Here is a 23,884-nt window from a genome sequence, read left to right as displayed (position 1 = left end):
TCTGCATGCAAATATCCTATTCTCCAAAACTCATTCAGCTAAAAAGTGATAAGCATCTGCAACAATTTTTTCGCATATTCCGACTTGACGTCTTTTAATTGTTCGATTCTCACTATTTCTTCAACTTGACCATCTCTAAAAATAATGACTCTATCGCAAATATAGGCCGCAGCCTGTATATCATGTGTGATAAATACATAACTCATGTTGTACATTTTTTTTAAATCTTTTAATAAATCAAGCACTTGGGTTTGAACAGATACGTCTAATGAGCTGATTGCTTCATCCAACACAATGCATTTTGGCTCTGTGGAGATGGCTCTTGCAATACATACCCTCTGTACCTCTCCGCCCGATAGTTCATGTGGATATTTTTTTCTATAGGATGGATGTAATCCAACTTGATTTAACAGCGTATCAACCATGCTATGTTTTTTTTTATACCTTTTTATTGGCTCCATAATAGCTTCTTCGACCGTAAAAAAAGGATTAATGGACGACTTATAGTCTTGAAATACCGCGCTAATGTTGCCAAAGCGCACTTTTCTATCCCCTACACACTTRCCATCAAATAAAATGCTGCCTCGATCAGGATTTTCAATGCCTAATAACAAACGCCCTAAGGTTGATTTTCCGCTGCCGCTCTCTCCAATAATACCGAGACATTCACCCGCTCCACATTCAAAACTAATATCATTCAACACTTTTTGTTTCTTTTTCGAAAAAAACCCGCCTTTTTCATACGATTTATCCACATGATCAATTTTCAGCATTGTTCAACCCTCCCCCATAATCAGCTTAAAATGTTTACTCAGCGCCAATCTAGTAGACAACAAATATTTAGTATATTCATGCACTGGTTCTGAAAAAACAGCTCCATTGCTCCCTTGTTCTACAATCTCTCCATCCTTCATAACCAAAACGTCATCAGCCATTTTTTTTACAACGCCTAGGTCATGAGAAATAAAGATCATCGAGCAGCCCATTCGCTCACGCAATTGCATAAATTGTTCAATCACTTCAAATTGTGAAATGGTATCCAGACCCGTTGTTGGCTCATCCGCGATAATAATGTCAGGCTCCAGTACTAATGCGAGCGCAATCATAACTCGCTGCAGCATGCCCCCAGATAGCTGATGCGGATACTTATTCATCACTTCGATTGGATTGTTCAACATCACGCTTGCCATAGCTTTTTTCATTTTTCCTACGATTTCGTTCGTACTCCAGCCGAAATGTTCATAAAGGGTTTCCTTCAAATGAATGCCGATCACACATGAAGGGTCAAATGCACTCATCCCATTTTGCATAATCATACATAGCTGCTTTCCCCTTTTTTTCCTCATTTCATGTTCAGAAAGATGATTTAGATGTTCACCTTTAAATATGATATCTCCAGCTTGGCGCAGCCAGCCTTTATTCAACCCCATAATCGACCTGCTGGTGACAGACTTGCCGCTCCCGCTTTCCCCTACTATAGCGAGGCAGCTGCCTTGCTTTAACTCGAATGAGCTGTTATGAATGATCACATGATCCGTTTTCATATCCCATACTTTTAAGTTTTTCACCTCTAATACATTCATGGCTCTAATCTGCCACCTCTTTTTCGCGAAAACTTTCTTTGGTCACGATTCGTTTCTCTTGAAGCATAGAATTAGACCTCATTAACTTCGGATCCAATGCAATCTGAAGGGCATCCGACAAGAAATTAAATGCCGAAACGATAATAATAATAGCTATGCCTGGGGCTAACATGAGCTCAGGTCTTGTGAACATAACTTCCCGCGCTTCATTCAGCATCATTCCCCATTCCGCGTCGGGCGCTTGAATGCCTAATCCTAGAAACGAAAACCCTGATATTTGCAAAATCATCGAACCGATCGCGCTGCTCGAGATGACTGTTATGTCCGCAAATGTAACTGGAATCATATGCTTATAAATAATTTTTGTATTGCTGATGCCAGATGCTTTGGAAAATTTGACATAATTAAGTTCGGAATACTGCATCACAGACGTTCTGATTACCCGAGCAAACCATGCCCATTTCATAACAACAAACGCTATCAAAATGTTTTCAAGACCTACGCCTAGAATGCCGACTAACGCCAGTGTCATAACATATAGCGGGAAAGAAAGCATGATATCGCAAACTCTCATAATAAAGGCATCTACTTTTCCTCTAAAGTAACCCGCGATAAAGCCTAATAAAGCGCCTATCCCTATCGATATCGCTAATGCTGCCAATACCCACAAGACACTGGGACGAATCCCATAAATTAATCGGGATAGAATACATCTCCCCAAGTGATCGTTCCCGAGCAGGTATTCCCAGGACGAGGTCGCATATCTTACGCTCATCTTGACTTCGTTAGGATCGTGCGGGGCAAAAAAAGAAGGAAATAATCCGACAATAAGCGTTGCAGCAATAACGATTAAGGATAAGCTGCCTATTTTATCTTCGCTTATGTTTTTTAATCGTTTCATCTAGATCTCCTTCCTCATTTTAGGATTCAAAGCGGTATTTACGATGTCCGATACAGTATTAAATAGTACAAATGCGACTGCCACTATCAGAACATAGGCTTGAATCACAGGGAAATCTCTGCTCAGAATCGATCTTATACTTAAACTGCCTAACCCTGGCCACGCAAAAACATTTTCAACAACGACGGTGCCTCCTAAAATAATCGGGATAGCCATACCGAATATCGAAATGGCAACCTGCAAGGAATTTCTTAATATATGCATCGTAATTTTTTTCTCAGACAAGCCAGATGCCCTGCCATATAGAACATAGTCTTCATTTAGATTGCTTATCATCGAGCTTCTGACGTTTCGAAAATAAATCCCTGCATAACTTATCGCAATCACAGTTACCGGCAAAATATAGCTTTTATACGAATCCATTCCGCTCGTAGGCAGTAAATCCAATTTAACGGATATATACCAAATTAAAATAGCTGCAAGCCAGTATGACGGCATGGATGTTAATAAAAATGAGATGCCCCTTACTGATTTGTCTATCATTTTCCCTTCATTTATTGCACTAAGCACCCCCAATAGGATGGACAAAACAATAACAACGATAGATGAAACCAGCGTTAGCTTTAACGTATTCAGTAAAGCTGGGCCTACCATTGACCAAATCGGTTTTCCTGTGACATATGAATCTCCAAAGTCTAGTTGCATGCAGGCAACGACCCAATGTAAATAACGAATGATAAATGGCTGGTTCAAGCCAAGTTCTTCTTTCGTCTGAGCAATTAAATCATTTGTCATATTGGGTATGCCTTGCGCTTGCAATATCAATTGGGCCGGATCTTGGGGAGAGAGATTAATGAATACAAACGTTATAAACGAAATAATTAATAGAAGAGGGATTGCTAACAATAGCCTTCTAATGATGTACCTTGCCATATAAAAATCTCCTTTCTACAGAAAATATCAAATGACTCTATCCTTCTTTACTCAAAATAAAAAAGGGAGTAATCCTCCCCTTTAATTTTTTGCGTTCTATTCAAAGCTCATTCGCTCGAATGGCAGCTCAAATTGTGTTTGTTTAAACGTGATATCTTTTATTTCTTTTGGCGCCACGATAGTGACACTGCCATTCGAGATTGGAATAAAGACAGCTTCGTCATGAACGATTGTCATAATATCAGCATATAACGATTTCCGTGCAGCCTCATCCTTGGATACCATGACCGCATCAATTTTCTTGTAAAGCTCACTTGCTTCCGCAATTCCGCTTGTTGTATGCAAATAAGCATTCTCAGAAGTAAAAGCAGAGATAGTGCTTTGCGGATCATAAGCTAGTCCCCATGTTTGATTGAATAATAAATCATAATCTCCGGTTGATCTTCTTTTGGCGATTGAGGTTGATTCCTCACCGATAATTTCCAATTGAATACCTATCTCCTTCAAAGAGCTTTGAATAAATTCAGCCTGCGTTTTTTGGGAAGAAGAATTGCTGTCATAATATAATTGGATTGCTAATGTTTTGTCATCCTTTACTCTAGCAGCAGCGCCTTTCTCCAGTTTCCATCCTGCACCTTCCAATAGTTGCTTCGCTGCTTCCAAATCATAGTCTCGTTTCTTCAAATCGACATTCGCATAATTGACGTTAGCAGAAAATAGGGAATGGGCTGCTGATTCAGTCCCGTTAAAAATATCCTTACTAATCGTATCTCTATCAATAGAGTGCCAGATGGCTTCACGAACAGCTTTTTCACTTACGGGATGATCGGATTTACTGCTGTTGGCCACGATCATTTTTGTGTTCATCGCTTCACTTCTAACAAGCTGATAATTGCCTGTTTCGATTAATTGTTCCATAGCTTCAACATCAATACTGTCTGCACCACGATCATCAGTGAACACAAAGTTCACTTCACCCTTTTGCAAAGCTAGGARTGTCGTCTCCCCCGCTGGGAGAACTTTAGACGTAATTTTTTTAATGTTAGGAACGCCGCCCCAATATGCATCATTCGCTTCAAACGAAGCATACTTATCGGTTTTATGATCCGTAAGCTTATATGGCCCTGTGCCGTTGTAGCCATTTACGCCATTTTTCGTTTCTCCATCCATAAAGTTTTTAGGGGAGATGAATACGTACGGCCTAGTCATGGATAATTCAACTAAGGTTGGATAATAGGATTCAGACAGTGTGAGTTCAACTGTATATTCATCTACCGCTTTAACGCTTACTATTTTTGTCGACAGCTTGATCCAAGTATGCTTTTCTTTATTATGTTGTACCGCTTCAATATTTTGCTTTACAGCCTCTGCATTATAAGGTTCACCATCATGGAACTTCACATTTTTCCTCAAATGAAAGGTATATATTTTGCCATCTTCAGAAATTTCCCATGATTCAGCCAGTAAAGGCATGATTCCCTCCTTTGTGTTTTCGACTAAAGATTCGTACACTATTCCTTGTGCTGGCATTGAACCTGCATAAAGATGTGGATTCATATCATTAATGTCTTTGGCCGATGCATACACGAGTTCTGTTTTCTTTTCCTTATTTGTTGATTTCGATTTCGCATCCTTGACGTCGCTGCAGCCTGCCAGCACAATTAAAAGCATCAGCATGGATAAAACAACAACAAGCAAATTTCCTTTTTTCACAATATTTCCTCCTAAAAAATATAAGTTCATTATGATTTCAACAATTACGCTTTTAAATATTTTCCAATTTCATTACAAATTCTGTTCAAGTCTTCTTCAAAGCTTTGAACAGCAAATGCAGCAGATAACCTAATTTCCTTATGGGATTGAACAACTTCTTCCAATTTATTCTCATAGGTAAGTATGAATTTATCGATGGTAGGGCAGCTCGAATCTATAAATTTTGCAATTCCCTGAATGATTTTCAGACGATAATAATCCTCCTTTGGCATTCTTGGAATATCCAAATCACCTTCCCTATTGATGAACATCTTTCTGATAGGGACTGCAGAAAAGTCGAAATATTTCCCATCCTTATCTGGTTCAGAAAAAGGATCGATCAATAGCGAGGTGTAACGGATATACAACAAATACTCTTGATGAATAGTTTCGAACGTGGGGAAATTATCTATATCATGACGTGATAAACTTTCGAGTCTTACCGGATAATTGTCATCCGTCATAAATTTAAGTAAATTTATACCTTTTATATGTAGCTTACTGATAATATTCATAATTTCTTTCCAATGGGCCAACATCTCACGAATGAGTAATGGTGTAATTGGCCCTTCAGGATAAATTTTATAAACATACTTTTTGGTTTCTCGATCCCCGAATATCGTGCTTAAAGAAACGTCATTCATAAAGAGCGGCGGATGAACGTATAACGAAATATTTCTTGTTTCTGCTTCAATCGGCGATTCCATTATGTCTATCGCAATACCTAATTGTTTGTATGCTTTACAGAGTTCTTCAACATTAGGAGATGGGTACTTTGTAGAGCCTATAAAAACTTTTTTCTTGACCGCTGTCGTTAGGGCATGATTTGTAGGTCTCGCATGCATCCATCTTGTATCACCAAAGTAGGTGGAAAAACTAATAATTTCCGTACTCGGATTATAATCATTCATATAATGGCGAATTAAGCTATTCGAGCCCAACGTCGGTGAAATTAATAGCATGCTCTTTACTTTCCTTAGAAGCTTAGGATCGATTTGTTTCAACACTTCGATATAGGCATCCGTTGTGACAGCAAATATAAGGGTATCCCACTCACCTGTAATCGTTTCGTACCCTTTAAATACGTGATCTACAAAACATTCACCCTCCATAGCACGATGCTTCTCATTCTGAATGCTTACACGTATACGTTGATTGCTCTGTTTAATCGAATCAAAAAATGACTCAGAACGCACGGATTCTCTCCCTACTATCGCTATACGGCAATCCCAACATTTTTTTAGATTCACAGCGAGTTGAATCGTAGCTGGTCCCGTGCCTAACAGCAAAACATGTTTGAAATCACCCATAAATGCCTTCCTTCCTAATAAAAAAACACACTATGCTTTTTGGTACAATGCAATATCAAACAAATGATCTGGACGTCTTACCTGTTCAACCAACCTCCATTTTTGAGCATTCACCTCTTTCAATGGAAAATTGAATAATGATTTTATTTGTTCTCCATATCTCATTGCCACAACGACATGCTTATTGGTCAATGAATAGAGCTGATCCAATATGTCATATTTATTTTCAACGGTTGAGCTAAAAATGATATGGGACGCCAGTTTCGTAAAATCAAGATTTTCCACCAGCCTATTCTCTAATCGAATATTCAAGCCGCTGCTAAATTTCTCCACAACGCTCCTTCCAAGCTCTATAGCTTCATCGTCAATATCTAAGCCAACGACCTCCGCTCCAGTGCGCTTCGCAATCAAAATGGGCGTCATCGGAAATGCACCTGAGCCTATTAATAACACTTTTGAATCCGAGGATAGTTGGAAGCTCCCAAATTCTTCTTCGATGCACGATTCTATGTTTTTGAAATAATCGGTTATCTCAGCATTTCCTTCATGAAGCTTTAATGCACGATATTTCTCCATAATCGCAACGCAAAATGCCGATTTTCTTCTCAAATCCACCACAAGTTGAAGAATATCATTGGAATCATGATGTCCAAGTAGATCCCAAGCTTCATGGTTACTTCTGTTTGTTACGAATTTCGAATATTCATCTATTAAATTTTCCATCTCCGAGCTATTGTTAACCGTATGATCATATCGACCTGCTAAACGATCAAATTTTTCTGAAAATTCAATCAATTTATTTTGAAAACTCTCCACCTTATTCATTGTTTTCCCCCTGCTATAAAAAATCACTACACTTCTATAAAAGCTTTGCCCTGCGCAACAATTCCAACAGATCCTTCAATTTTAAGACTAGCAAGTACTTCTTTATAACAATCCGCCATTACTTTAATCGTGCCACCGGGTTGTTTTATTTGTGCAACAACTCCCTTCTTATTTTTCCATGCTAGATAAGCACCCAATGAAGCAGTACCTGAACCGCATCCCCTTTCCCAGATCATACTGTCTAGATGCGGAACATAAATCAGCGGAGCTAATTCAGCAGATTGTGATTTATACAATAAAATGCCAACCAAGTTTGCTTTTAAAGTTGATCCAAATAATTTAGCTAATCTTTGCGCTTTATCTCTATTCCATTTATCAAATTGCTCTACTTCTATCACAATATGAGTAAACTCCTGGTAACTCACTAGAATAACATCCAGATCGCAACCGTCATGTTTAATCGTTCTCTTTTCTATCTTGTTAGGAACTGGCATAGCAACTTGACATAAATATTCATCTGCCATTTTCCTTACCTGGCATATGATTAATTTATCTGTTCCTGATACCTCTAATCGTAATTCCGCCAAGGCATCCTGATCCAACCCTTTTTCTGACGCAATAAAAGCTGCCAATGACATGCACGCATTCCCGCAAAACTCACCTCCAGCCATGATCAAATGTGCATCCGCTTCTTTTTTATTCGATTTTTCGATAAAACCTACTTGCTCCGCATTCACGTTGTCATAGGACATCATTTTTGTTGCAATATGCTTATACTCATCAACAGGATGATTCGATTTAACTAAAATCGTCATATTTTGTGTTGGATTAAATTTAATAAAATCTATTTCCTGTTTCATCACAACTACCCTCAACCCTCCAATTTTTTATTGGTATTCCTTTAATGTGTAGAGTTTCCCAAGCTATAAAGTGTAATCATTACGATATAACATTGTTTTAAATGTAATGATTACGATTATCACTCACAGGATTGATTATAGCATGATGTTGAACCGTGTCAATATTGATTTTGGTTTTTTTTGGTTTTTCAATACTATTTGACGCTACTAAACATCGGTTGCGCGGAATTTTATGTTTTTCAAAAAGAAAAAGCCACCTAAAAAGGCGGCTTACAATCCAAAAGAGTGCAAAAGAATATTTTCCATTCCCCGCTCCCAGCTTTAAATCCAATAACAAAGGAACAATTCCCTCCCATTAACCTTTTTCTTCTGTCCTCGATTGGATGAAAGTGCTCTGATTAACGGGAGCTCCTCCCTTGTTCATGCTCTTAAAATTCTCTACTTCTTACTATTGTAAATTGTTTTTTATCCAGCTAAGCAGTGATTCTTCCTTAGGGGCCCAGCCAAGTAAATTTCTTGCGTGAGCCGCACGTACACGGCTGTTTGAAGCGATGGCAAAACGCGCCCAATCCCCAAGCTCTGCAATCGCCTCGTCTGCGGACCAGCTTATCGTCTTGCCGCCAAAGCCTAGCGCCTCACTGACCGATTTGGCGATGTCCCCGTACGATTCCTCCCCATTTTCGGCAAAGAAATACGATGCGGAAGGTGCTTTTTCAAGTGCCAACACATACAGCTGAACCAAATCCTTGATGTGTACATTGGACCAGCGGTTTACGCCTTTACCAACGTGAACGCCACCTTTCAGCTCACGCGACTTGCGAATAATTTGAGGCAATTGATCGCTTTCCACAGGCAATGCTAATGCATCACCATAGATCATAGACGGGACAATCACGATGCCTCTCACCCAATCCTCAATCCCAGCCCTGCGCACGAGGTTGTTGATCGCTACGCGATTTTCCCTAATATCCATAGGCACAAACGGCGTTTCCTCGTCAAAAATATGTTCGCTCGCTGTATCGCCGCGGGCATCATCCCCAACCACACTTGAACCCGATGTATGCAAAAATGGTTTCCCGCTTCCGCGCAGCGCAGCAATAAAAGTCTCAACTGCCACTAAATGATCAGAATCGGCCGTATGAATAACCGCGTCGCTGAGTTTGGCATACTTCGTTAGATTATCTGTATCATCCAACGTTCCGAGTATAGGCTCTATACCGATTTCCCTTAATGCTTCCACCTTATCGGGATTACGAACCAGACCGTAGATGGTATGCCCCACATCAAGCAAAGCTTTTGCCACCGATCCACCAATATAGCCTGAAGCTCCTGTAACAAACACTTTCATAACTATCCCTCCTCAATCATGTTGTATAACTTAATTTAAGATAACTTTTCAATAACGGCTTTCGTTACAGCAAGCGTAGATTGCGGGTTTTGACCAGTAATCAGGTTGCCGTCCACCTCGTAATGAGTAGACCAGTTCGGCGCTGCAACGAATATTGCTCCCAGATCACGAAGCTTGCTCTCCAGCAAGAAAGGCAGATGCTTGTCCAGCGTCGTTTGGGCTTCCTCCCGATCAGTAAATGCGTTGACTCTTTTACCCGCTACAAGCGGTTGTCCATTTGTCAAAGTTACACCAACCAGCCCCGCAGGACCGTGACATACAGCAGCTACAATTTTATTTTGTTCATAAAAATCACATACCAGCCTCTTCAGATTTTCGTCATGCGGGAAGTCGTACATCGTTCCATGACCGCCAGGCAAAAATATAGCGTCGAACCCTTCAGCGGATACTTCATCCAGTTTTATAGTGTTCTCCAAATATTTCTGTGCATCCAAAATTTCTTGAGGTGTGTTAGCATCAACACTTCCAGGATCAATTGGGCCGTTTCCTCCAAGCGGGCTTGCAACCGTTACTTTATATCCTTGAGCCGTAAACTCCATATATGCTTCGGCGAACTCTGAAAGCCATATGCCGGTCTTTTTTCCTTCATGAATATCGGAATGGTTCGTGACAACGATCAGCACTTCTTTTGACATAATATTTAGCCTCCATTATTTTTTATTCTGCTGCTTCTTTATTTTAAGGCTCAGTTCATATATAAAACAAATTACGAAATAACTGTTCATTAATAATTATTTTTATAAATCAAACGAAATGCTCCTTCGTATTTTCCTTAATGACTGACATGATTTCATTGATTAGAGGCAAATGCTTATTCTTTAACTGATAAGCGAGATATAGCTCGTTTTTTACTTTTAAATGTTTAAAAATAACTTTTGTTTTCCCTGCTTTTAACGAATCTTGCAAGAGATATGTAGGGATGACACTCAAGCCCATTCCAAGCTCAACAGCATTCAGGATCATATGTAAATTAGGAATGACATGAATAGGTCTAATTTGAGGACGCATCTTAAAATGCTCTCTCCAAATTCTTCTTATGATTGGCAGTTCCAAGCCATAGCTGATCCATTTCTGTTCTGAGAGCCATTGCTCTTCAAGCTTCAGATTATCGAATGCAACAATTTCATAATCGCTTGGAGCAACGATAACAAACTCCTCATCCATCAATTTCAAATACTCGATACCGGGCGTTTGAAACCTTTTGGACATAATGAGGATGTCTAGCTTGTCTTCCTTCAGCAGCTCCAGCAATTGCTCAGCAGTTCCAAAATGTGAAATGGTACAAACATTATATTTAGGAAGCTGCGGCAGTATTTTTTCACTAAAAAACTCATGCGCCGCTCCAATCTTGATTACGCTCAGCGTAGGCAAAGAAGTTGATTTAAAGTTCATCGTCGTATTCTCTAACGATTCAATGAGCGGAGCGAGCTGGGAATACAACTCCTTTCCCCGCTCTGTCGGGGTGATTTTTCTAGTCGATCGAATAAATAAAGTTTCTCCGACCTCCGCTTCCAAGGCAGCTAAATGCTGACTCATGGCCGGCTGCGTCATCATGCGGGTTTTTGCTGCTTCGGAAACGGATTGATGCTTGTAAATCGTGCAAAAGCTTCTATACCATTCAAAATCAACCATGCTGAATCCACCTTTGTACTAACATAAATAACACTATATTATCACACCTTGCCAGTGGGAACATGCATTTAAAACACATGGGAATGCAGTTCTATAAAATATTGTTAATATCAATAAAAGTAAGTACAGAGCCGGTTTAGTCAAATAAAACAATTACACAGAAGAAAAACCTTCCAGCAATCGCTTAGAAGGTTCTTTTTGTTGCTTTTAGTGAAGCTTTTCGTCATACAAAAAACGGTCCAAAACTTTCTTGAAGACAGTTTTTTGCATAGTTTGTTACGTAGCAATATCATGTTGCATGATTTTATTGCAATCTAAAAAGTCTAACCGCTCCACTTTATACAAATCATAGATCTGTTGCGCATTATTTATCGATTTATATATTTGATGGTTTATATCATTTGCTAATTTGGCATACGGTAATTTTTCTATCGCCTTCCTCGATCGAATATTTTGTTTACGGACTTTCAAAAATACCGTTTCGATATTATGCTCAAGGAATAGTTCAGTAAAAAAGGATTCCTTCGCTCGTTGGTTATAACCTTTTCCAAAATAAGGAGTTCCAATCCATGTGGCTAAAAAGCCGGTTTTATTAACAATATCATATAGATCAATGGTACCAATGGGATGTCCATTCTCATTTATTATTGTTCTAGATATACATGTCTCCTGTTCTTCTTCAACGATCAACTGTTTGGTTATGAATAAGTATTGTTCATATAATTGGCAATTATAACGAACGTAAGGAAAAACCGCAGGATCCATCATTAAGTCATACAGTGAATGGCATTCCTGCAAATCACGTTTTTTTAACATTAAATCTACCACCTAGTCCTTTTATTTCGCTATTTCTAACCCTTAAAGTATATAAAAGAACTTCGATGCTTTAATTAATTCTATATGGTCTTTGTGTAAATTCATCGCTGAAATTACTTACGCTTTAACTGCGGCAGAGAATGATGTGAGTTGATCTAATCAGCTTGTCCACCATCCCTCATTTAAAGCGTGTCCTTTAGCAGATAGGTCACTAAATGAGCAATAAAAATAGCCACCTGGAAGGGTGGCTCGCACTAAAAAAAAGTGCAAAAGTATAGACTGCTCGACTTATCCCAAGCTCCTCATGCAAATCAGCTCCTCTAGATCTTCGCCAATAATGTCGATTGCTTTGACGTTATGTACACGATACGGTGTCAACCAGGTATGGCAGGACTAGTCATACATTCAAGAAACAAGGTCGAATTAATGACTAGCGTTTCTTCAGGCCAAGTTCGCGTCAGAATCCGCCACCCTTGCTTTTTTAACTGCGATTCATCAACCGCTTCGTACATGATTCGCTTCATTCCCTCAGCTGTTCGAACAGCTACTAGAGAATCTGGGGATGTACGTTTAATTTGATTCAGCACCCCAAGCTTATCTCTAACGAGACTAGCCACGAATACTCTACTATAAGAGCTATAATCAAAATCTGATCCATTCTCCAATACAACAGTCACTTTATTCCCTAATCCCATACGCTCGAGCAAAAAACATGATGCATCATAGGCCACAGGATCAATTTCTAGGCAGAGAACCTCAACATCCCCGATAAGATGCAAAATAATAGGACTTAGCGGCATCGGCCCACTTCCAACAAAGACAATGCGCGACTTCTCTTTCTGGCCATCAGCTCGAGTAATCCGGCGAAGAGTGGACAGCTCCTCACTAACTAAGGCCATATAAATGTTCCAGTAAGATAGCCTTCGAACGTTATCCAAGACGGAATCCTCTGATTTGCAAATGTGAAGAGAATCGCCTAACTCTACTAAAAATTCGGCTTCTGACAACTTATCCTGCAAATTTCGTTGRTTCATTCGAATATATTCGTTGCTAAGAACGGCCTGTACCTCCTCCGGTAAGTAGTGGGAACGTAATTGAAGTGAAAGGCGCCTAATCATGTTCGTAACTAATTGATTAGCAGGAGACAGATCAACTTCTTTTTGAAGAAGTTCATTTACTTCACGGATAAAAGCGATAAAGCCGTCAACCATTTGTATTCTTGTTGTGTTGCTTGTAAGTAAAATAGAACCAGATGAATAAACCTCCATTTACCCATTTCCTCCTTCATTCTCGATCCAATTTCTTACTACAGAATATATTCATATGATTAAGGTTGTATACGAATATAGGAACGTGGATGGAACAAAGTAAGGGGACGCGAAGGTTCGCGTCCCCTACTCACTCAAATACTTACTAAGAACCAAATGCACTTCACAAAATGACTTTTATTTCGTATATGAGCTTTTCATCAGTTCACGGTTTTTTTTCCTAAACAGGTCATTGTGCGAGGATACCATTCCATTCGCATTTGCATCCGGAGTCATGTATTGCTTCGCTTTATTAACTGCGTTCGCAGCGTCCTGGAACGCCCCCGCAATGAGATGCAGCTTTCCATCATGTTGTAAAATATCGCCTCCTGCATAGATGCCTGGCATCGATGTTTCGCTCATCGGAGATCCAGAAATCCAATGATCATGGAGCACAACACCATCAGTTGCAAGCTTAATCTAAATCGGAAAATCAATATATATGATTATCTAATTTATGTGTGTATGCGGATGGAGACACACCAAATTTTTTAAAAAATAATCTGCTGCAATATAAAGGTTTCGTATAACCTATGCTTACGGTAATATCGTGGATGGAGAAATTGCCTGCTTTGAGTAGGTCACTGGATCTTTCCATACGATAATTAAAAACATAGTCAATTGGACGGAATCCGGTATATTTGTTAAAGAAGTCATTCTCTCGATTCCTGCAACCAATTAGAACTTGATGTAAGATGCTTAAGAATAATTCCTTGACACGAAGTTTTTCAATCCCTCCAGATGCATGAACATTCTGATGAAGCATGATTTGTAATTCTATCACTCTTGGATTTGCTCCCGGTTCAAGCCTGAAATGAGAGTCGCATTCATGAGTCCAATTTACATCATCTAACTTATCTATTTTATAAAAAAGCGAATATTTCACGCAATATATTTTTCGGCTGGATGACTAAACGATAGACATCTTCTATTTCATAGGTACCAGCAGCAAAGATCTCTGCTAATTTATTTAAATTTATCATTGTTCTCTACCTGCTCCCTAGCATCAAGTCGTTTTTAATGTAAACTTCGAGAATGTTGTATTTATAATTCTCTCATATATTTCTTCTACAATAAATGATGCCCTTCTAATATTATCAGAATCGATTACATCAATAGAGTGGCGTAAGAGGTTTTCCTATTTCAAGCAGAACCTTTCGCTGGAATAACGTTAATCACAAAAACCGCCTGAAGGCTGTGACAGCCGGTTCAGACGGTTTGGTTTGGAGAACGGACTATTTACAGATGCCTACCGAAATATTTCCACATTCTCTTGCAGGAACCCGTCCAGCGTTCGGGGCTGTCTGCCGAGCAAACGCGTGACATCGTCCGTTAGCCTTTCCGGCACCAACGTAGACATCGTCTGAATTTCTACAACGTGGTTTGCGAGCCAAGGGGGCATGCGCCCTTGCTCAGTCAGATTGCGAAGCATTACTTGAGGCTCCACGTTTATGTAGCGAATCGTCTTGCCTAGCAAAGCGGATAGCTTATCCGCGATCTGCGGATAGCTGTAGATCTCCGATCCGGTAAGCGTATAAATACGACCGGTTGCCTCCTGGTTGGTCAGAACTTCTGCTGCAACGTCCGCTATATCCCGGCAATCGATGAAATTGCAAGGCGCATCGCCCATGACGCCGAAGAAAGCACCTTGAGCTGTAATCGTCGGAACATGGCGCAGCAAGTTTTGCATGAATGCATAGGGACGCAATACCGTGCGAGTCATACCGGAATCGTCCAAAAACGACTCGATATCGCGATGCCAGCCGGCGACTGCCACGGGCGAGAGCTCCTCGAAGGCTGGACTGGATATTTTGACGATATGCTCGATGCCGGCTTCGGCGGCGAGGCGAATGATGGACATTTCCATCTCGACCTGTCTCGGGCTGTTCGATATGGTCAAGAAGAGCTGCTTCACTCCAGCAAACGCGCGGCGAAGCGATTCGGGATCGGCGGCATCTGTCCCTGCCACCTCGATCGTGGATTTACCTGCATCTCCGAGCTGGTTGCGCAGCTTCTCCGGTTCTCTGCTGAGCGCCCGAGCGGGCACCCCAAGTTCGGCCAAACGTTTCAAAAGTTCGCTCCCTATCGTGCCTGTTGCTCCAATAATCGCTATCATCTTCGATCTCCTCCGTTTAACGTATCATTTTTTTCCAACGCCTTGCGCCAACGCCATGTTATGATCGTACTTGCAATCGTGCCGGATAACGGAAAATCGATCCATATGCGATCAAACCAAATCGAATAGTCGCTCAAACGAACTGTATCCGGCACTTTGTTCGTCACCCATGCGGCGTAAATGCCAAGCGAAGCGCAGATTATCGCGAACATGACAACGACTAGCAAACGAGGCGGTCCAACAACCCATCGTATGCTTCTCCCCCGTTTGCGCAGCCAAAGCCCCAATAGCCATGCAATCAGTGCGGACGTTCCCCCAATTGTGGTTAACGCAGCAATCTGAAGGCTCTTGTCGCCTGTGATCAGTCCCCCGATGCCTGCCATGACGGCGGGCGAAACATAGGCCATCAGTACTTCGCGCCATAGCACAAAACCTTTCAATTCGGAACCTTCCGTTGCAAGGTTATAAGCAGGATCTGTTTTGTGCGAATGCTTCACATTGTTCATGTTGTCACCCCTTTCTTCCATGATTTGCTGCAACTATTTATATCGCCATATAATAAGGCGCCTAACTATATGGCGGTAAATAAGGGCTAGCATGACTAGCCCGTTTTACCCTTTCTGTATGCTACCATTTTCCTTAGATGCGCCCGGCTCGTCGGTCAATGCCGACATGCCTTGCGTCACCCGGCCTAACAAATCGAGAAATACACTGCGCTCCTCGACCGTAAGCAAGCGGACCATCGCTTCCAGTCTCTCGAAGTGCTCTGAAGCCATGTCGCGAAGCTTGCTCGCTCCATTCTCAGTTAAGATGACTGACTTCTGACGGCCATCCGCCGAACTGGTCCGGCGGGATACGTAACCGTCCCGTTCGAGATTGTCGATAAGCCCCGTCACGGTAGCACGCGTTACGCCTAGATGCTCCGCTAATTGCGAGGGCAGCTCTTCGCCCTGGTGATCTTCAAGATCCGCTAATAAACGATACCGGCCTGTGGACAAACCGAATCTGGAAAAATGAATTTCCGCGGCATGTTCAAGCTTGGCTCCAGCGGCCATCAGCCTAGACGCGACAAGTACGGCTTGCGCATCGACGTTCAACCCGTAGCGCTCAATCTGACGTTTCGTTTGGACAAGTGAAGGAACAGCTTGACTATCCATCATTACATTTTTATCGTTCGCCATAAATGTAGTATGGCACCTAATCATTTTTGAGTCAATATTTTTTTTCGCTGTCATCCCAGCTCCTCTCCCCCTCGTGAGTGTTCAGTAACACAAATGGGCGAATGCGCATAGACTAGCGCTGAATATCATGATTCTTTGGCATTGGAGATGTGAGAATTAAGCAATACAAAAACAAATAAGGATAAAGCACAGCAATTTTCCATGAAAAAACTTTCACCCGTAAGCATTGTAAGAGAGCTTCCTCCCGTCCGCGGTAATTTAAGGACCTCCTCCTCAAATTCTAAGCCCTCCGATAATCAAATGGGCACAATATCGGCTATCGATGCATGCGTAGATCGCGCTTTTCGAATTCCTATATTTTTGAGTACAACAAACTCAGTAAATGACCTGCAAGGACAATTTCTGAATCGTCTTATTGCGGAAATTGAAGATGCATTGCTCTTTCCCCGCACATTGACTGTAAGCGAACAATATCCAGAGAGCATCCTCACGAATATACGACGCTTGGTTTTTTCAAGTTACGGGTTGCTCGCGATCAACTTCCGCAAATTTTTTGTTGAAATTCTTCAATCCAATGTGGGGCAGCCGCCATCGAGCACTCCGTTCTGGGAAGGATCGACTTTCTCTCAAATCGAGCCTGCCATGGCTTTTCAATTCGGAATTCCAATATTATTAGTTAGAGAGAAAGGAACGGACGTCCATAATGGCGTTTGGGCTGGAGGAATCACACCTCTCAACATATTTATTGATTGGGATTCCGACAACCAATCCGTTGACGATTTCTTTAACAGTGTTCAATGGAGAGAGGTCTTTGCAAATTGGGCTGCAGAGGTAAGAGGTAACTATTTACTTAGAACGGAACCCTTGTTCAATAATCAACATTAATTAAAAATCCACAGCCTTAATGGCTGTGGATTTTTAAGAATGAAGGTGAACCAAGTGTGAGCGTGTGCAAGTGATTAAGCCTAAAAAAAAGACAACCTTCATCAAAAAGGTTATCCTTTACACAGTCAAATATGTAATCATGTGCTTGTAAACGTCTTTTTAAGATATGTGTAATTCGGGATGTTTGCGGTAAAAATCCGCCCAAAGCTCCAGATTGTCAGTTGTAACCAGAGATGTCGGATAATTTTTTGCGATTAACTCCATATCCTCAATCGTATCAATCGGCCAAGGGCCGGATTCAATGCCGTGCTCCGCAATCATTTCCGCATATTTCGGCGTCATAAATTGTTTATGCACCCCAAGATACGTACAGCGGATCTCCTTCATAAACGGGAAAACGTAAGGCATACTGCCACCGCAAATCATTCCCAATTCAATATTAGGATCAAGTTCTCTAGTACGTGCTATGGAAAAATGGTCGAAGCTGATAATCCGCGATTGGTCCAATGTATTCGTACGGCGAACAACATCCAGCACCGCTTCTTCCAGTCCCGGATACCGGTCTCCGGTTTGCTTTAATTCGATAAGCACAGAAATGTTGCCCTTAAGCAATTTCATCGCTTCCTCCAGCGTCGGGATCGTTTCTATTTCCTTCACACGAAACCTTTTCAATTCCTCCAACGTAAAATCGCGGATCAAACCTTGCCCGTCCGTCATACGGTCAATGGCAAAATCGTGCATCAGCACGGGCACACCGTCCTTAGACAAATGGACGTCCAGCTCCAAGTGGGTAAAGGACAAGTCAATGGCCGCCTGAAACGAAGATAATGTGTTTTCCGGCAATATCACCGGATAACCCCTATGCGCTACACCTCTGATTTTCATAGCCTTTTCCTCCGTTATTATGAATTTATGAATAGGCATTCGGCTGATAAAGTAAACAGCAGAATTTGCAAGCAAATTCTAGTATTTCTTAACTGTCAGATTCGAATCCGCCGGTTGTTCGATACGAGAGACTTTCTGGAACCTCTGCCGCTCTACATAGTTGGCGACTCTTGCAAACATCATGCTTGTCAGTACAGTAAAAAGCACGAAACCATAGAAGCCTGCTCCTAACCCGATACCCGCTCCACCCACGAATAGTATCATGGCCGCCGAAGTTCGTAGTATAGTTCGAAATGACGTACGATATCTGACACGGCGCCTGCCAGAGCATCATTCATTGCCTTGCCTCCACTCCAGAGCGATCTTTTTAGTTTGTACCACTAAAACAACATGATTTGATCCCGATCCGCGTTTTGCCCATATGCATTTAATGGCCGATGATACAGAGGTAATTTTTCATATAAAACCTGCGCAGCTCTTACTAATTCTTCATCCTCGAAGGCTACAATTCGGGTGCGAACTTCAGACTTATCGATTTCCACGATGCGTATGGAAGGATGACACAAGCCTGCAGCAGTTTGAATAAAGTTCCATTGTCCTTCCTTTACAATGGAGTGTACGTGATTGTGGCCGTTGAAGTAAAAACAGTTTCCTTGTCTTTTTTGTAATACGGCTCGCATATCAATCGTAGGATCAATATGCATCTTCTCATCCAGTGACCCAGTTGTCGTGTTATATAGGGGATGATGGGCAAAAACCAAGATTGGCTTAGATGGAGAAACGAACATTTGTGCCTCCAACCATTCCAATTGTTCCGGATTAAGATGACCGCTATAATCTTGCGGGTCCATTTCTCTAGTCGAATCAACAAACACGAACAGGGCATCACTTGTTTCATATACATCGTTTAATGGTTGATCAATCAAATATTGAAGTTTTGTTTTAGGTAATTCATATGCATCGTGATTCCCTAGTACTTGTCGAAACGATACACCGGAGCTACGAATATACTGATATACGTTTTCGAATTCTTCCTCCGTTCCCATGTGAGTCAAGTCGCCAAGGGAGATGTGTAAATCTGCCTCGATTTCGAATAGCTTTTGCAAATATTTTTCATAGAAACATTCTTTAGCCCTTAACAGTTCTTCATTTCCTTGCACAAATTTGTTATCAAAAAAATGCAAATCTCCAAATAGCACCAAACGCATCATTTTATCTCTCCCCTATCTAAATTTGAGTCGATTTCATTATTCGCCAGAAGGCACATCAATTGGCTGATCGATTGGGACCGGAATTCCGAAATCGGGATTACCCTGTTCATCCCATCCGAATTTTTGTGCTCTAGTACTTCTATGCGCACTTCCTGCGCCTGATACTGAAATAGCGTGGTAGATTATCCAATCTTCCTTGCCATCAGGTGACTTAACAAAACTATTATGCCCTGGCCCGAACACTTCGTTTTCCAAGCTCTTTTGGAATACTGGACTTTCGGTTTTTATCCAAGATTTTGGATTCATCAAATTATCCTGTTCAGAGCACGTCAGCAAACCTAGTGAATAGTCATCAGACCAACAAGTGCTAGCCGAGAACACAAGAAAAATCTTCCCGTTATTTTTCAAAATTACAGGGCCCTCATTAATCGCCATACCACCTTGCATTTCCCAAGGGTCCGTTGGTGCACTTAGCAGGACGTTTTCTCCTTCTAATGTCCAAGGATTGATCATTTTTGCCATATAAATTGCAGACCCATACTCCGGAAAATGGCCATATCCCGCATATAGGAAAAAAAGACTGCCCATATGTTCAAATACCGTACCGTCCAAGCCTGCATATTCTGTATTAATAAATCCTTTATCCGTCCAGGTTCCTTCAAAAGGGTCATCTTCTTCATTCTCAAGGACAAATATTTTACGAGTACTGTCCCCGTCCCCATCATTCGCCGTATAATACACATACCACTTTTTGTTAATATAATGAATTTCTGGAGCCCAAAGATTATTACTGTTTATTCCGGTCTCTTCCGGGATCCAGATTGTTTTTTTGTCACCGTTGGCGATATTCGTAATATTGTCTGATCTCCATAGGTCAAGACGATTCCTTCTTGTAACCATAAAATAATAGGTTCCATCTACGTGTTTATACATCCAAGGATCCGCGCCATGCACTAGTAATGGATTCACAAAAGTTTTGCTCATACGATTCCCCACTCTTCTATATTATTTAAAGTTTGTATAGTCCCATCCCTATTCATCAAGATTTCAGATGAAACTGAACGGGAACCACAATATGTTTAACAACACTTTTTCCATTGATTTGAGAAATTAAAGAATGCACAACATGTCTGCCCATTTCTTCATAATTTTGTTTAATGAAATGAACATCTGGTAGACCGATTTCGTCAAAGGTTATCATTTCTACTTTGCTTAATAAAGATAACTGGTTCAAAGCATTGTAGGTTATTGTTGCCGTTTCAATATTCCCAGTAATCAAAGCATTTTTTGCCGTCATACTGCTCACATGATACTGATTCATCAATTCACTTTCAGACAAAGCCCGATCGCCCGGCCGTAAAGTTCCTTTACGAATCTGATTAACGATAATATCCTGGATATGTTTGTAAGTAAGTCTGCTTAGGATAGAAAACGCTTTCTCAAAAGTCCAAAGAAACTCTCATCGTTTTTGTCTTACTGCGGTATTGAACATCAGCTCAACATGCCCTAAAATCCGAATATCAATATGCAGTTTTATTTGTAATACCTCCTTTTCCAATTTTTTCAATACCAAGACTGTATATTTGTGTTTATTATACTTAGGTTATTTTTAAAGTTATATATTAAATTTAGTACATAATATATAAGTTATAATAAAGAATATGAGCTGTTAGCCTAAAAGAAGAAATTCTCGCAGATTTTGAATCTTCAGTGAATACCTCTTACTAGCCTCCATGAATTCCGAGAATGCAAAAAAGACACCTGACAAGGTGTCTCCTCGTATTTTTTTAGCGTTAGCCATTCTAGAACCTCAACCAAAATAACCTTATTAATATTGATATAATAATGTACAACCACTTTGCTCACTTTTGGTCACTCTCAACATCCATTATTAGATTATTAGATTTGTATAAATATACTTTTCACTGTATTATTATTAAATGCATTTAAAAAAGGAGCATATCTAATGTCATTTCTAATCCGAAACGCTGAACCTAATGATTTAAACAATTTGACCGAGTTAATGTATGAATATATCGTCGGTTTTTATCAAAATCCTAAACCACCTGTCGAAAAAATTCATAATCTTATACAAACCCTTTTTGACCAGCAAAATGGCGTGCAGTTTGTAGCCGAACAAAATGGAGAGTTAGTGGGTTTTGCTACATTATTCTTTACTTTTAGCACGATGAAAGCAGAAAAAGTCACCGTTATGAACGACCTCTTTGTGATTGAAAAATTTAGAGAAGATACAGATGTAGAATCACAGCTTTTTTCAGAATGTCAAAACTACTCACATAATCATGGATATTCTTCCATGAGTTGGATAACTTCTTCTGATAATAAACGCGCTCAAATCCTCTTTGAAAAAATGAATGCAGTTAAAGGAAAAGATTGGGTTCACTTTTCCATAAGCTAAGTGGTTGTAACCCTCTACTTTTGAGGGTTTTTATTTTGTTATCTAAGATGCAGACCAAATTCTTTTCTGCGCCTTTTACTTACTTGATCACTAAAAAATACCATTGCTTTGATACAATTCTACCGTTCATAATAAAAACCCTCCCGGTCATTGAGCTTGTTGGATATTAGCTCTAGTCGGGAGAGTCTTCAAGTTATTTGAGCACATAAAGTGGAACTCAAGCAGCATCTTCTTCGATTGAGCTTGAACTCTTATAGTTTTCTTGCCTTGATTACAAAAGTTAAAGGAAGCATCTTTGCTTTTTTGGCAAATTCACTGCTTTTATCTTCCCGCGATTGCATTATTTCATCATCAGTTTGCTCAATCATTTGCTCAATGACAAATCCCGCTTTTGCCAACGCATTCACATAGGTTGATAGTTTACGGTCCGACAATGTTAGCATTCCTTCACCGGCTAAATTAAGAGGTACCGAATACCAAGATTCATCAAAATAACTCTTGTTAAAAGTAAGTGTGTTATTTTCTGCAACAACACATTTATGTATAGGATGAGACCAACTGAAAATAAATACGCCGTCTTTTTTTAGATAGGAAGCGATCCGGCAAAAAGTACTCTCAAGGTCGGTGGTCCAGCCTATGGCATAAATCGAATAAACATAGTCAAAATATTCCTCTGGTATGCCACATTCTTCTTCCATGGGAGAACAGATCAATTTTGCTGAAAGACCGCACGACGTCAAATGCTGCGTTGCCTTTTCAATTTGTTTTTCTGATATATCCATACCCCATAGTTCAGATGCTTTGCGTTCCCCCTGATACTGCAAGGATTGACCATTTCCACAGCCTATTTCCAACATCTTTTTTCCTGAGACATCACCAAAAAGTTGGCATTTTTCTTCTGAGACAAATGCTCCATAAAGAGGAAGCACGATTGCCCCTAAAAAGTCATTTCCTTTGGTATCCCAATAGAAGCTGTTTGTTTTATAAACTGCATTCTTGTCCATGCGGGCGCCCTCTCCCTCTAAGCTCTTTTGCTATACTAATGGTTGAAATATTCTCCTTGATACTCCTCATCATCATATCCGTAATAGAATGTCATTTCCCAGAGGCAATGGGCAATAAAAATGTACATGTTAGTTGCGTTTTGTGCAGGTAGAGTCATTCTCAGTTTTTCATATAAGAGACTGAATTTTTTTCAATCTAAAAAAATTAGATGTAATAATATCATTAAAACGACTTGATAATTCGACGAATTTATTACCCCAACCCATTATCTATGGATATTTCTTGTAATGATCCTGTCGGAGCAAAAAGAATTTCCAACTCTGAGAAGACTGATTCGTCATGTTGGTTAATTCTTTTCTTGTACATATCTAGTTCTAACCATATTTCTTCAACAGAATTGTATTTGGACCATGTAATGTCCGTTTTAGGGGAATTTATCAAATTTCTAACATCCAACAGTAAGTCAATTAATTGACTATAACCATCCACTTTTTTAGCACCTTCATTTCAATCAAATCATGTTTTCTTTGAAAGATATTTTAATAGTAGTGTTCTTGCTTTCTCATAACTCCTGTATTCATAAATAAATATTGAAAAATGTGCAGCGTTCTTTTCAAGGAATGTAATCAAGGATAGCTTTCTTCTGGAATTATGAAGAACTCACGTTTATAACGTTCCAATATTCTATCAGCAACTCTATAAGTAAACATTGACTATCTTTGTTTTATTCACATTTTTCACTTCAAGTACAACATTGTTCAGTATATAAATAATACCATATATTGGAACGAACGTCTTTATCGTATTCTTTGAATTTTTCCCATAGTGGATCGATGGAATTACTATCCCTATTTT

At 40.2% G+C, this 23,884-nt stretch carries 26 protein-coding genes and 1 pseudogene; 2 read left to right on the top strand and 25 right to left on the bottom strand.

Going from position 1 to position 23,884, the window contains the following annotated elements:
• Nucleotides 1-38: 38 nt before the first annotated feature.
• The 19 genes and pseudogenes from AB4Z50_RS27020 to AB4Z50_RS26930 all read right to left on the bottom strand — a co-directional run bounded on the left by AB4Z50_RS27020 (nucleotide 39) and on the right by AB4Z50_RS26930 (nucleotide 16,624).
• Nucleotides 39-773, bottom strand: coding sequence for an ABC transporter ATP-binding protein (locus AB4Z50_RS27020; protein ID WP_441884006.1), 735 nt, complete (start codon nucleotides 771-773; stop codon nucleotides 39-41).
• Nucleotides 774-776: 3 nt separating this feature from the next.
• Nucleotides 777-1,583, bottom strand: coding sequence for a staphylopine uptake ABC transporter ATP-binding protein CntD (cntD, locus tag AB4Z50_RS27015; protein ID WP_441884003.1), 807 nt, complete (start codon nucleotides 1,581-1,583; stop codon nucleotides 777-779).
• Nucleotides 1,584-1,587: 4 nt separating this feature from the next.
• Nucleotides 1,588-2,484, bottom strand: coding sequence for a staphylopine uptake ABC transporter permease subunit CntC (cntC, locus tag AB4Z50_RS27010; protein ID WP_441884000.1), 897 nt, complete (start codon nucleotides 2,482-2,484; stop codon nucleotides 1,588-1,590).
• Nucleotides 2,485-3,417 (bottom strand): nickel/cobalt ABC transporter permease, encoded by a 933-nt coding sequence (opp1B, locus tag AB4Z50_RS27005; protein ID WP_441883998.1) that lies wholly within the window; start codon nucleotides 3,415-3,417, stop codon nucleotides 2,485-2,487. It abuts the gene before it with no gap.
• A 96-nt stretch (nucleotides 3,418-3,513) separates the two neighbouring features.
• Nucleotides 3,514-5,130 (bottom strand): staphylopine-dependent metal ABC transporter substrate-binding lipoprotein, encoded by a 1,617-nt coding sequence (cntA, locus tag AB4Z50_RS27000; protein ID WP_441883995.1) that lies wholly within the window; start codon nucleotides 5,128-5,130, stop codon nucleotides 3,514-3,516.
• 44 nt (nucleotides 5,131-5,174) lie between these two features.
• Entirely contained in the window at nucleotides 5,175-6,479 is a 1,305-nt protein-coding gene (locus AB4Z50_RS26995; RefSeq protein ID WP_441883992.1) for an opine metallophore biosynthesis dehydrogenase, read from the bottom strand.
• A gap of 30 nt (nucleotides 6,480-6,509) precedes the next feature.
• Nucleotides 6,510-7,304 carry a class I SAM-dependent methyltransferase gene (locus AB4Z50_RS26990; protein ID WP_441883989.1) on the bottom strand — a complete coding sequence of 265 codons (795 nt, stop codon included), beginning with the start codon at nucleotides 7,302-7,304 and terminating at the stop codon, nucleotides 6,510-6,512.
• A 26-nt stretch (nucleotides 7,305-7,330) separates the two neighbouring features.
• Nucleotides 7,331-8,164, bottom strand: coding sequence for a diaminopimelate epimerase (locus AB4Z50_RS26985; RefSeq protein WP_441884039.1), 834 nt, complete (start codon nucleotides 8,162-8,164; stop codon nucleotides 7,331-7,333).
• 97 nt (nucleotides 8,165-8,261) lie between these two features.
• Nucleotides 8,262-8,495, bottom strand: a complete 234-nt coding sequence (locus AB4Z50_RS26980; RefSeq protein ID WP_441883986.1) for a hypothetical protein — start codon at nucleotides 8,493-8,495, stop codon at nucleotides 8,262-8,264.
• A gap of 117 nt (nucleotides 8,496-8,612) precedes the next feature.
• Nucleotides 8,613-9,512, bottom strand: a complete 900-nt coding sequence (locus AB4Z50_RS26975) for an NAD-dependent epimerase/dehydratase family protein (RefSeq protein WP_441883983.1) — start codon at nucleotides 9,510-9,512, stop codon at nucleotides 8,613-8,615.
• Between the two features lie 35 nt (nucleotides 9,513-9,547).
• Entirely contained in the window at nucleotides 9,548-10,207 is a 660-nt protein-coding gene (locus AB4Z50_RS26970) for a type 1 glutamine amidotransferase domain-containing protein (protein ID WP_441883980.1), read from the bottom strand.
• A 109-nt stretch (nucleotides 10,208-10,316) separates the two neighbouring features.
• On the bottom strand, nucleotides 10,317-11,204 hold the full coding sequence (locus tag AB4Z50_RS26965) for a LysR family transcriptional regulator (RefSeq protein ID WP_441883977.1): 888 nt from the start codon (nucleotides 11,202-11,204) through the stop codon (nucleotides 10,317-10,319).
• 276 nt (nucleotides 11,205-11,480) lie between these two features.
• A complete protein-coding gene (locus tag AB4Z50_RS26960; protein ID WP_441883974.1) occupies nucleotides 11,481-12,020 on the bottom strand; it encodes a GNAT family N-acetyltransferase in 540 nt (179 codons plus the stop codon).
• A gap of 374 nt (nucleotides 12,021-12,394) precedes the next feature.
• Nucleotides 12,395-13,288: a nicotianamine synthase family protein gene (locus tag AB4Z50_RS26955; RefSeq protein WP_441883971.1), complete on the bottom strand. Its 894-nt coding sequence runs from the start codon at nucleotides 13,286-13,288 to the stop codon at nucleotides 12,395-12,397.
• 177 nt (nucleotides 13,289-13,465) lie between these two features.
• Nucleotides 13,466-13,699, bottom strand: a pseudogene (locus AB4Z50_RS26950) (thioredoxin reductase); the annotation flags it as partial.
• 61 nt (nucleotides 13,700-13,760) lie between these two features.
• Nucleotides 13,761-14,213 carry a helix-turn-helix domain-containing protein gene (locus AB4Z50_RS26945; RefSeq protein ID WP_441883968.1) on the bottom strand — a complete coding sequence of 151 codons (453 nt, stop codon included), beginning with the start codon at nucleotides 14,211-14,213 and terminating at the stop codon, nucleotides 13,761-13,763.
• Nucleotides 14,214-14,576: 363 nt separating this feature from the next.
• Nucleotides 14,577-15,443 (bottom strand): SDR family oxidoreductase, encoded by an 867-nt coding sequence (locus tag AB4Z50_RS26940; protein ID WP_441883965.1) that lies wholly within the window; start codon nucleotides 15,441-15,443, stop codon nucleotides 14,577-14,579.
• Nucleotides 15,440-15,949 carry a hypothetical protein gene (locus tag AB4Z50_RS26935; RefSeq protein ID WP_441883962.1) on the bottom strand — a complete coding sequence of 170 codons (510 nt, stop codon included), beginning with the start codon at nucleotides 15,947-15,949 and terminating at the stop codon, nucleotides 15,440-15,442. Before AB4Z50_RS26935 ends, AB4Z50_RS26940 begins: the two co-directional genes overlap by 4 nt.
• A 105-nt stretch (nucleotides 15,950-16,054) precedes the next feature.
• Complete coding sequence (locus AB4Z50_RS26930; protein ID WP_441884036.1) at nucleotides 16,055-16,624, bottom strand: MarR family winged helix-turn-helix transcriptional regulator; 570 nt, start codon at nucleotides 16,622-16,624, stop codon at nucleotides 16,055-16,057.
• A 300-nt stretch (nucleotides 16,625-16,924) separates the two neighbouring features.
• On the opposite strand from AB4Z50_RS26930, the gene AB4Z50_RS26925 reads away from it, so the two are divergent.
• Nucleotides 16,925-17,509: a hypothetical protein gene (locus tag AB4Z50_RS26925; protein ID WP_441883959.1), complete on the top strand. Its 585-nt coding sequence runs from the start codon at nucleotides 16,925-16,927 to the stop codon at nucleotides 17,507-17,509.
• A gap of 159 nt (nucleotides 17,510-17,668) precedes the next feature.
• On the opposite strand, the gene AB4Z50_RS26920 is transcribed toward AB4Z50_RS26925, so the two are convergent.
• The 5 genes from AB4Z50_RS26920 to AB4Z50_RS26900 form a co-directional block, all read right to left on the bottom strand.
• The gene (locus tag AB4Z50_RS26920; RefSeq protein ID WP_441883956.1) at nucleotides 17,669-18,394 is read right to left on the bottom strand and encodes a glycerophosphodiester phosphodiesterase; all 726 of its coding nucleotides are present in this window, start codon (nucleotides 18,392-18,394) and stop codon (nucleotides 17,669-17,671) included.
• A 78-nt stretch (nucleotides 18,395-18,472) separates the two neighbouring features.
• Nucleotides 18,473-18,658, bottom strand: a complete 186-nt coding sequence (locus AB4Z50_RS26915) for a hypothetical protein (protein WP_441883954.1) — start codon at nucleotides 18,656-18,658, stop codon at nucleotides 18,473-18,475.
• A gap of 116 nt (nucleotides 18,659-18,774) precedes the next feature.
• Nucleotides 18,775-19,605, bottom strand: coding sequence for a metallophosphoesterase family protein (locus tag AB4Z50_RS26910; protein ID WP_441883951.1), 831 nt, complete (start codon nucleotides 19,603-19,605; stop codon nucleotides 18,775-18,777).
• 36 nt (nucleotides 19,606-19,641) lie between these two features.
• Nucleotides 19,642-20,589: a glycoside hydrolase family 43 protein gene (locus tag AB4Z50_RS26905; protein ID WP_441883948.1), complete on the bottom strand. Its 948-nt coding sequence runs from the start codon at nucleotides 20,587-20,589 to the stop codon at nucleotides 19,642-19,644.
• A gap of 55 nt (nucleotides 20,590-20,644) precedes the next feature.
• Nucleotides 20,645-21,004 (bottom strand): GntR family transcriptional regulator, encoded by a 360-nt coding sequence (locus AB4Z50_RS26900; protein ID WP_441884033.1) that lies wholly within the window; start codon nucleotides 21,002-21,004, stop codon nucleotides 20,645-20,647.
• Nucleotides 21,005-21,571: 567 nt separating this feature from the next.
• Here AB4Z50_RS26900 and AB4Z50_RS26895 point away from each other — a divergent pair.
• Nucleotides 21,572-22,024, top strand: coding sequence for a GNAT family N-acetyltransferase (locus tag AB4Z50_RS26895; RefSeq protein ID WP_441883946.1), 453 nt, complete (start codon nucleotides 21,572-21,574; stop codon nucleotides 22,022-22,024).
• Between the two features lie 251 nt (nucleotides 22,025-22,275).
• Here the strand turns inward: AB4Z50_RS26895 and AB4Z50_RS26890 are convergent, their stop codons facing one another.
• Complete coding sequence (locus tag AB4Z50_RS26890; RefSeq protein WP_441883944.1) at nucleotides 22,276-23,028, bottom strand: class I SAM-dependent methyltransferase; 753 nt, start codon at nucleotides 23,026-23,028, stop codon at nucleotides 22,276-22,278.
• Nucleotides 23,029-23,884: the final 856 nt, after the last annotated feature.

This window comes from Paenibacillus sp. 2TAB26, assembly GCF_052115145.1.
Classification (GTDB): domain Bacteria; phylum Bacillota; class Bacilli; order Paenibacillales; family Paenibacillaceae; genus Pristimantibacillus.
Note: the sequence above shows the minus strand (reverse complement) of the source record. Positions and strands in the feature narration are given on the sequence as shown.

Coding starts and splice junctions, on each gene's coding strand:
- cntD (WP_441884003.1), bottom strand. CDS start 1,583: ATGAATGTATTAGAGGTGAAAAACTTAAAAGTATGGGATATGAAAACG.
- cntC (WP_441884000.1), bottom strand. CDS start 2,484: ATGAAACGATTAAAAAACATAAGCGAAGATAAAATAGGCAGCTTATCC.
- opp1B (WP_441883998.1), bottom strand. CDS start 3,417: ATGGCAAGGTACATCATTAGAAGGCTATTGTTAGCAATCCCTCTTCTA.
- AB4Z50_RS26995 (WP_441883992.1), bottom strand. CDS start 6,479: ATGGGTGATTTCAAACATGTTTTGCTGTTAGGCACGGGACCAGCTACG.
- AB4Z50_RS26990 (WP_441883989.1), bottom strand. CDS start 7,304: ATGAATAAGGTGGAGAGTTTTCAAAATAAATTGATTGAATTTTCAGAA.
- AB4Z50_RS26985 (WP_441884039.1), bottom strand. CDS start 8,164: ATGAAACAGGAAATAGATTTTATTAAATTTAATCCAACACAAAATATG.
- AB4Z50_RS26975 (WP_441883983.1), bottom strand. CDS start 9,512: ATGAAAGTGTTTGTTACAGGAGCTTCAGGCTATATTGGTGGATCGGTG.
- AB4Z50_RS26970 (WP_441883980.1), bottom strand. CDS start 10,207: ATGTCAAAAGAAGTGCTGATCGTTGTCACGAACCATTCCGATATTCAT.
- AB4Z50_RS26965 (WP_441883977.1), bottom strand. CDS start 11,204: ATGGTTGATTTTGAATGGTATAGAAGCTTTTGCACGATTTACAAGCAT.
- AB4Z50_RS26960 (WP_441883974.1), bottom strand. CDS start 12,020: ATGTTAAAAAAACGTGATTTGCAGGAATGCCATTCACTGTATGACTTA.
- AB4Z50_RS26940 (WP_441883965.1), bottom strand. CDS start 15,443: ATGATAGCGATTATTGGAGCAACAGGCACGATAGGGAGCGAACTTTTG.
- AB4Z50_RS26935 (WP_441883962.1), bottom strand. CDS start 15,949: ATGAACAATGTGAAGCATTCGCACAAAACAGATCCTGCTTATAACCTT.
- AB4Z50_RS26930 (WP_441884036.1), bottom strand. CDS start 16,624: ATGGCGAACGATAAAAATGTAATGATGGATAGTCAAGCTGTTCCTTCA.
- AB4Z50_RS26925 (WP_441883959.1), top strand. CDS start 16,925: ATGGGCACAATATCGGCTATCGATGCATGCGTAGATCGCGCTTTTCGA.
- AB4Z50_RS26920 (WP_441883956.1), bottom strand. CDS start 18,394: ATGAAAATCAGAGGTGTAGCGCATAGGGGTTATCCGGTGATATTGCCG.
- AB4Z50_RS26915 (WP_441883954.1), bottom strand. CDS start 18,658: ATGATACTATTCGTGGGTGGAGCGGGTATCGGGTTAGGAGCAGGCTTC.
- AB4Z50_RS26910 (WP_441883951.1), bottom strand. CDS start 19,605: ATGATGCGTTTGGTGCTATTTGGAGATTTGCATTTTTTTGATAACAAA.
- AB4Z50_RS26905 (WP_441883948.1), bottom strand. CDS start 20,589: ATGAGCAAAACTTTTGTGAATCCATTACTAGTGCATGGCGCGGATCCT.
- AB4Z50_RS26895 (WP_441883946.1), top strand. CDS start 21,572: ATGTCATTTCTAATCCGAAACGCTGAACCTAATGATTTAAACAATTTG.
- AB4Z50_RS26890 (WP_441883944.1), bottom strand. CDS start 23,028: ATGGACAAGAATGCAGTTTATAAAACAAACAGCTTCTATTGGGATACC.